Origin of the sequence: uncultured Brachyspira sp. (assembly GCF_944390595.1) — a bacterium.
Lineage (GTDB): Bacteria > Spirochaetota > Brachyspiria > Brachyspirales > Brachyspiraceae > Brachyspira.
In genome coordinates this window covers 1-7,485 of the sequence record NZ_CALXRN010000092.1, presented here as the reverse complement: position 1 = coordinate 7,485, position 7,485 = coordinate 1, and the positions used below count along the sequence as shown (strand labels likewise).

8 protein-coding genes and 1 pseudogene are annotated in these 7,485 nt (G+C 25.3%); 4 read left to right on the top strand and 5 right to left on the bottom strand.

Features of this window, described 5'->3' with window-relative positions; translation table 11 throughout:
* The 4 genes from Q0J90_RS04765 to Q0J90_RS04750 form a co-directional block, all read left to right on the top strand.
* Positions 1-442, top strand: a 442-nt coding sequence (locus tag Q0J90_RS04765) for an SPASM domain-containing protein (RefSeq protein ID WP_297276812.1), incomplete at its 5' end; no start/stop codon positions are given.
* Between the two features lie 53 nt (positions 443-495).
* Positions 496-1,512: a radical SAM/SPASM domain-containing protein gene (locus Q0J90_RS04760; RefSeq protein WP_297276811.1), complete on the top strand. Its 1,017-nt coding sequence runs from the start codon at positions 496-498 to the stop codon at positions 1,510-1,512.
* 12 nt (positions 1,513-1,524) lie between these two features.
* Positions 1,525-2,550: an NAD-dependent epimerase/dehydratase family protein gene (locus Q0J90_RS04755; protein WP_297276810.1), complete on the top strand. Its 1,026-nt coding sequence runs from the start codon at positions 1,525-1,527 to the stop codon at positions 2,548-2,550.
* A 126-nt stretch (positions 2,551-2,676) separates the two neighbouring features.
* Positions 2,677-3,945, top strand: a complete 1,269-nt coding sequence (locus Q0J90_RS04750) for a glycosyltransferase (RefSeq protein WP_297276809.1) — start codon at positions 2,677-2,679, stop codon at positions 3,943-3,945.
* A 2-nt stretch (positions 3,946-3,947) separates the two neighbouring features.
* Here the strand turns inward: Q0J90_RS04750 and Q0J90_RS04745 are convergent, their stop codons facing one another.
* The 5 genes and pseudogenes from Q0J90_RS04745 to Q0J90_RS04725 all read right to left on the bottom strand — a co-directional run.
* Positions 3,948-4,802, bottom strand: coding sequence for an NAD(P)-dependent oxidoreductase (locus tag Q0J90_RS04745; RefSeq protein ID WP_297276808.1), 855 nt, complete (start codon positions 4,800-4,802; stop codon positions 3,948-3,950).
* Positions 4,799-5,332 carry a dTDP-4-dehydrorhamnose 3,5-epimerase gene (gene rfbC, locus Q0J90_RS04740; RefSeq protein ID WP_297276807.1) on the bottom strand — a complete coding sequence of 178 codons (534 nt, stop codon included), beginning with the start codon at positions 5,330-5,332 and terminating at the stop codon, positions 4,799-4,801. The genes Q0J90_RS04745 and rfbC overlap by 4 nt, the downstream gene beginning before the upstream one ends.
* 1 nt (position 5,333) lies before the next feature.
* A complete protein-coding gene (gene rfbG / locus Q0J90_RS04735; RefSeq protein ID WP_297276806.1) occupies positions 5,334-6,398 on the bottom strand; it encodes a CDP-glucose 4,6-dehydratase in 1,065 nt (354 codons plus the stop codon).
* Positions 6,380-7,177 (bottom strand): glucose-1-phosphate cytidylyltransferase, encoded by a 798-nt coding sequence (gene rfbF, locus Q0J90_RS04730; protein ID WP_297276805.1) that lies wholly within the window; start codon positions 7,175-7,177, stop codon positions 6,380-6,382. The genes rfbG and rfbF overlap by 19 nt, the downstream gene beginning before the upstream one ends.
* An 84-nt stretch (positions 7,178-7,261) precedes the next feature.
* A pseudogene (locus tag Q0J90_RS04725) lies at positions 7,262-7,485 on the bottom strand (FkbM family methyltransferase); the annotation flags it as partial.

Here is a 7,485-nt window from a genome sequence, read left to right as displayed (position 1 = left end):
CATTCTTACAGAAGAACAAAAGCAGGATTTTTACAAGATCTTTGGAGAAATAGCAGACGGCGTAAATATCGAAAGTGTAATGTCTTGCTGGCCGGAATTTGAACTTGATGGAATAAATGTAAATATGGAAAGAGGTATTTATGGACAAGAAATAAAAGAAGTTATTGTTTGTCCGTATGTATTTTATTCTATGTCCATTAATTCCACAGGTCTAGCTAGTGCTTGTTATTTGGACTGGGAAAGGAAGTTAATAATAGGTGATGTTAATAAGGAAACAGTTAAAGATATATGGAATAGTAAAGATATGAATGATTTGAGAAAGCTGTTTTTAAGAAAAGAACGTAAATCTCATCCAATATGTAAGGACTGCGGACAGCTTACTCATGGTATGCCTGATAATATTGATAATTATGCTGAGGCATTATTAAGTAAAATTATATAAGTGAATAAATTAAGGATTGTGAAAAAAGGTAAAATTTAAATTAGGAATATAGATTGAAAGCTATAATTAACGATAGAAGAAATTCTAATGAACATAAAATTTTAGGTAAAGTTGTTCCTTTACACATGCCTTTTGTTTTAGTGTTGGATCCATCAAATTTATGTAACCATAGATGTAAATTTTGTCCAACAGGTAATGATGAATTAATTAAAAGTACAAATAGGTGGAATGGAATATTTGATTTTGAATTATTTAAGAAAATAATAAATGATTTAAAAGAATTTGATAAACCTTTAAATGTATTAAGACTTTATAAAGAGGGAGAACCTCTAATAAATAAACAATTTCCAGAAATGGTAAAATACGCTAAAGATAGTGGTTATGTAAAAAAAGTAGATGTTACATCAAATGGTATACTTTTAAATCCTGAGTTAAATATAAAATTAATTGAATCAGGATTAGATAGAATAAATATATCTGTAAATGGTGTTTCTGATGAACAAATACAATATTATACAAATACAAAAGTTAATTTTAAAAAATATGTAGAAAATATAAAACATCTTTATAAAAATAGAGGTAAATTAGAAATATTTATAAAAAGTATAAAAGAAAATTTATCAGAATATGAACAGAAAAAATTTTATGATACTTTTGGAGAAATTTCAGATAGAATATTTTTAGAAAATATATCTCCAGCATGGCCTGAATTTAAATTTAAAGATATTCCAATGGAATTTAGTTGTGGTAATTATGGGCAAAAAATTATAAATAGATCCATATGCCCTTATATATTTTATATGATGGTAATTAATTCTGATGGAACAGTTAGTTTTTGTATAGGTGATTATAAACACATATTAATAGCAGGTGATACAAAAAAACAATCTGTAAAAGAAATTTGGAATGGAGATATTCTAAATAATGCTAGATTAGAACAATTAAATGGAAATATAAAGAATATGATATTTTGTCAAAACTGTGAAGTAATTACTCATGGAACTTTAGACAACTTAGATCCATATAGAGAAGAAATATTAAAAAGATTTAAAGAAAATATATATAACTAAGGATTTTTTAGAATGAAAATATTATTCATAGGCGGAAATGGTAATATTAGCTGGTGGTGTGTTCAAACAGCTATTGAAGCCGGATATACCTGCTATGTTTTAAATAGAGAAGAAACTTTAAATACAAGAAGGGAAATACAACCTGAAGTTATTAAATTAAAAGCTGATATTAGAAACAAAGAAGATGTTACAAAAGTATTAGAAGGATTAGAATTTGATTGTGTAATAGATTTCATTTGCTACAATGAAGAGCATGCTAAATATGATCTTGAATTATTTAAATATATTACTAAACAATTCATATATATAAGTACTTCTGCTGTATATAAAAGAGAATCTAAATTTATGCCATTCAAGGAAAACTCTCCTCAATGGAATGAAGGGGAATATGAATATGCATTAGATAAAATAAAATGTGAAAAGATATTTATGAATAATTATGAAAAAAATCAATTTCCAGTAACTATAGTAAGACCTACACATACTTATGATACAATAGTTCCTGTATCTATAGGACATAATTGTTTTACAGCACCACAAAGATATTTAGAAGGAAAACCTGTATTAATAGCAGGTGATGGAACAAATATATGGACAATAACACATTCTAAAGATTTTGCGAATGCCTTAATTGGTTTAATAGAAAATAAAAGTTCTATAGGGGAAGATTTTCATATATCATCTGATGAGTTGATTACATGGCTAGATATGACAAAATATTTATTAGATGCAATGAATATTAAAGAATATAAATTAATACATATACCAATAAAAGAATTAATTAATATTGATATACCAAAATCTAGTAATTTAAATATAGTATCTGCTTTTGGAAAAGCCTTTGAAGGTCATAGAATGTGGTGTGATATATATGATAATTCTAAAATAAAGAAATATGTACCTAATTGGAAATCTAAAATTTTATTTAAAGATGGTATAAAAGAAACCATTAATTGGTTTATGGAAAAAAATATTAGAAAAAGATTTAATAAAGATTTAGATACTGTATTAGATAGGTTAACTTTTAAATTTCAATAAAAATACTAATCAATAATTTATATAATTATATTATAGTATAAAACTAATATATTGGAATACAAAGCAGAAATATAGTTTTTTTATTTTTCTTTACTTAATTGATAAAATATTATATATTAGTTATATATGAATAGAATACAAATTCTTCACATTACACCTCATCTTGGAGGCGGTGTTGGCACAGTATTATTGGATTGGTTTAAACATGAAAAAAATAATAAAAATTTCCAGCATTCTGTTATATGTTTAGATTATGCTAATGAGAAAGCTAAAATAACATTAGAGGAATTAGAATTTCAATTAAAAGAGAATATGAGTAAAAATGAGAATGAAATTCTAAATGATATAAAAAATTCAGATATTGTACTAATACATTTTTGGAATCATCCCCTACTCTATCATTTGATTGTACAAAACAAATTACCTAAGTGCAGATTAATTTTATGGTCTCATATTTCCGGCATAAATCCTCCAAATGTATTTACAAATAAAATATTGAATTATCCTGATAAATTTATATTTACAACTCCGATGAGTTTTAAAACCAAAGAAATTATAGAATATGATAATAAAAATTCAATTATATCTATATGGTCTACATCAAACTTAAGTAAATATTATAATTTACAAAAAGAAGATGATAATAGTTTTTTTTATGTTTTATATATAGGGACTGTTGATAACGCTAAAATGTATAATAATTTTGTAGAATTATGTAATAAAATTAATATAGAGAATATAAAATTTATAGTTGTAGGCGGTCCTAATAATTTAGAATTAGAAAACTATACTAAACAATTAGGAATCGCTGATAAGTTTATTTTTGCTGGTAAAGTAAAAGATATAATACCATATTTAAAAATTAGTAAAATATTTGGATATCCTCTTACTAAAGGCCATTTTGGTACATGCGATCAATCTATACAAGAAGCAATGACTACAGGATTAGTACCGGTTGTTTTTGATAATGAAATGGAAAAATCTATGATTAATAATGATTGCGGGTTTATATGTAAAAATGAAGAAGAATATATCAAGGCAATAGAAAAATTGTATTATGATAAAGATTTGCTAAAACGAATGCAAGAAAATGCTAAAAACTACGCTATAAAAGAATTTTCTATAGAAAAAATGTCAGAAAATTGGAATAATGTATTTAAGGAAATTATTCAAATTGAAAAAACGGATAAAAAATGGAATACAGAAAAAAAACATATAAAAACTATAGATATATTTTTTGAAAGTTTAGGGGAATATAAAAAAATATTTGAACTCCCAACTGAAGATTTAAAAAAAGAACTATCAAAACCCAATTGGACTTCTAATTCTAAAGGCACTCATTTACAATATAAATCTTTTCTTGATGACAAAAGTTTAGATAAATTTATATTTTAATTTCAATATTTATTAACCCATTCATGTAGTGTAGTAAAATTATTAAAACCTATTTCATTGACTAAACGTGAATTATCTCCAACTATTATTGGAGCTTCTTTTGTATCAAGTTCTTTTAAATCAAGTAAATCTATTTTATTAAGTTTTTTAGCAATAGTTAAAGCAATATCAGCCAATGAAATAGCATTACTACAGCACAAATTGATAATTCCAGTTATATTAGAATCAGTAATCAAAGCTATACTTTTAGCAATATCCCCAGCAAACATATAATCTTTTTTTAATTGAGAATAGTTTATAGATACTTTTTGATTATTTTTTAAAGAATTTATAATATATGGAAATAATCTATTTGGATTTTCATTATCCCCATAGGTATAAAAAATTCTTCCCCAGCAAAAATCTATATTATTTTTATTAGAGTATAATTCAGATACTTCTCTTAAATAATTCTTAGTTTTAGCATATATAGTTGTAGGATTAATCTCATCATTTTCTTTTAATGGGGTATCTTTAAATTTATATTCAAAACAAGTTCCAATAAATATAGCTTTTTTTCCGCAATTTTCTTTAAAATATTTAAGCATTTTAATAGACGAATATAATAAATCAAAATTGGAATCAGAATCTAAATAACCTTTTTTAGTATCCCAAGCTAAATGTATCAAATATTCAGGTTTTATATCATTAAAAATCTTTTCCAATTTTATATGATCGTTTAAATCTGCAGAAAAATAATTATCTTTTTCTATATATCTAGTTCCAATACCAAAAACTTCAAAACCTAATTCTTCTAAAGGCTGTCTAATATATTGGCCTATAAGACCATTAATTCCAGTTACTAGAACTTTTTTCATAATACAAAATCTGGTATATTTTTATCTTTGTCACTAATTATTCTATTTTCACATTCTGGCCATGGAATATTAAATGCAGGGTCATTCCATCTTAAATAACCATAAGCATTTGGTACAAATGAAGCACCAACAAAATAACATATCATACTGTTATCTTCAAGAGTCTGTATACCATGAGCTACATAAGGAGGAATATAAAGCATCTTACAATTTTCCTCTGATAATTCCACAGTAAAATATTGACCATAAGTAGGAGAATCTTTTCTTATATCAGCTATTGCATCAAAAACTCTACCCTTAATACATCTTACAACCTTTATTTCAGCATAAGGTGCTATTTGATAATGCATACCTCTTAAAGTACCCTTTTTAGCACTATAACTCATATTTGATTGTTTAACTTCAAAATCAATGCCTGCTTTTTTTAATTCATCATTACAAAATAATCTTAAAAAATATCCTCTTTCATCTTCTATATAATTATTTTGTAATAAATAAGCACCTTCTATATTAGTTTTTTCTATAAACATTTTAAATTCCAATATAATTTTTTATCTGTATTTTTGTTATATTATTAACATCATTTTTATTTAAATATTCTTTATACCAAATAGCTGTATGCTTAATAGCTTCTTTAGTGTTGAATTTTTCTTTCCAATTTAATTCTTTGCGGGCAAGAGATGAATCTAATCTTAGCATATTCATTTCTTTTTTATTTGTATCATGTACATTTATTTTATAACTTCCTCTACCAATATTTTCTATAAATATTTTTGTTATGTATTCAACGGTATATATATTACCTTCATCAATTGGAGCAAAATTATAACTATCTGAAACATTATCATTGTAAATTAAATTATAACAAACTAACAAATATCCATAAAGAACATCAAGCACATGCTGCCAAGGTCTTACACTATTTGGATTTCTAAGTTCAACAGGTTCATCTTTTTCTATAGCCCTAACTATATCAGGTATTATTCTATGTTTTGAAAAATCACCGCCACCTATAACATTACCAGCTCTAACACTAACCATATTTATATTATTAAGAAAAGATCTTTTATAACTTTTTATAGCTATTTCAGAACATGCTTTTGATGCTGAATAAGGATCATGTCCGCCTAAAGCATCAATTTCTCTATAGCCCCAAGCCCATTCCTTATTCTCATATACCTTATCTGTTGTAATCATAACAGCACATTCCAAATTATTCAATTCTCTCATAGCTTCCATTAGGTTAATTGTACCTATAACATTTGTTTCATAAGTGTATACAGGGGCATTATAACTTTCTAAAACTATAGGCTGTGCTGCTAAATGAAAAATTATATCTGGGTTAATTTCCTTTACTATTTTTTTTATACTTTCTAAATTTCTAATATCTTGAATATAAGATTTTACTTTTGTTTTTAAATCAATCAAATTATATAATGATAATTCATCTGCATCTAAAGCAATACCATAAACATTGGCACCTATACTATTAAGAAGTTCTGATAACCAAGCACCTTTAAATCCAGTATGTCCTGTTACTAAAACTTTCTTATTTTTAAATAAACTAAATATATTATTCATTTCCAACTTTTCCACGGAGCATTACATTTAGCCCACATCTCTTCTAAAAGTATTTTATCTCTTTGAGTATCCATACATTGCCAAAAATCTTCATGTTTAAATGCAATAAGCTCATTATTTTTAGCTAATTCTCTTAATGGTTTTTGTTCAAAAACAGTTCTATCATCTTCTAAATAATTAAATATTTCTTTATTTAAAACAAAAAAGCCTCCATTTATATAAGCGTTATCACCTCTAGGTTTCTCTATAAAATCTGTAACAATATTATCATCATTAATACTTATAGCTCCCCATCTAGCAGGAGGAAATACAGCTGTTATAGTCGCTATCTTACCATGCTTTTTATGAAATTCTAATTCCTCTTTTATATTAACATTAGAAACACCATCTCCATAAGTCAAACAAAAAGATTCTTCATTTTTCAAATAATCATAAGCTCTTTTTAATCTTCCTCCTGTTTCCGTATTCTCTCCTGTATAAATTAAATCTACAACCCAATTATCTACTTCTATATTTTCTACATTAGAATCTTTTCTAAGTATTTCTGATGTATTTTCTTTAAAATTTATTCTCATATCATATAAATGTCTTCTGTAGTTATCAAAGAATTCTTTTATCATATATCCTTTATATCCTAAAAGAATAACAAATTCATTTATACCATAGTGAGAATAATGCTTCATTATATGCCATATGATAGGACGTCCTCCTATTTCTACCAGCGGTTTTGGTCTTAAAGCTGTTTCTTCTCCAAGCCTAGTACCAAGTCCTCCAGCTAATATAACTGCTTTCATATATTATCCTTAAAATTATATGTATATAGTCTATTATTAAAAGGAATAAATGTCAAATCATTTACACATATAAAAAATAATGAATTAATAAAATATTGGTTCTGCTAATAACATAGTTTCAGATATCACAGATGGTTGTATAGGTTTAAAAATTTTAAATTTATAACCTAAATTCCAACTCTCAATTAATGGTTTTATATTAAAAAAATCATCATAACTATGATATATACTAATCATTAAAATTGGCTTTTGTTTTTTAATTGTATTTATAGCTCCTTCCAAAAATTTTTGCTCAAAACCTTCCAAAT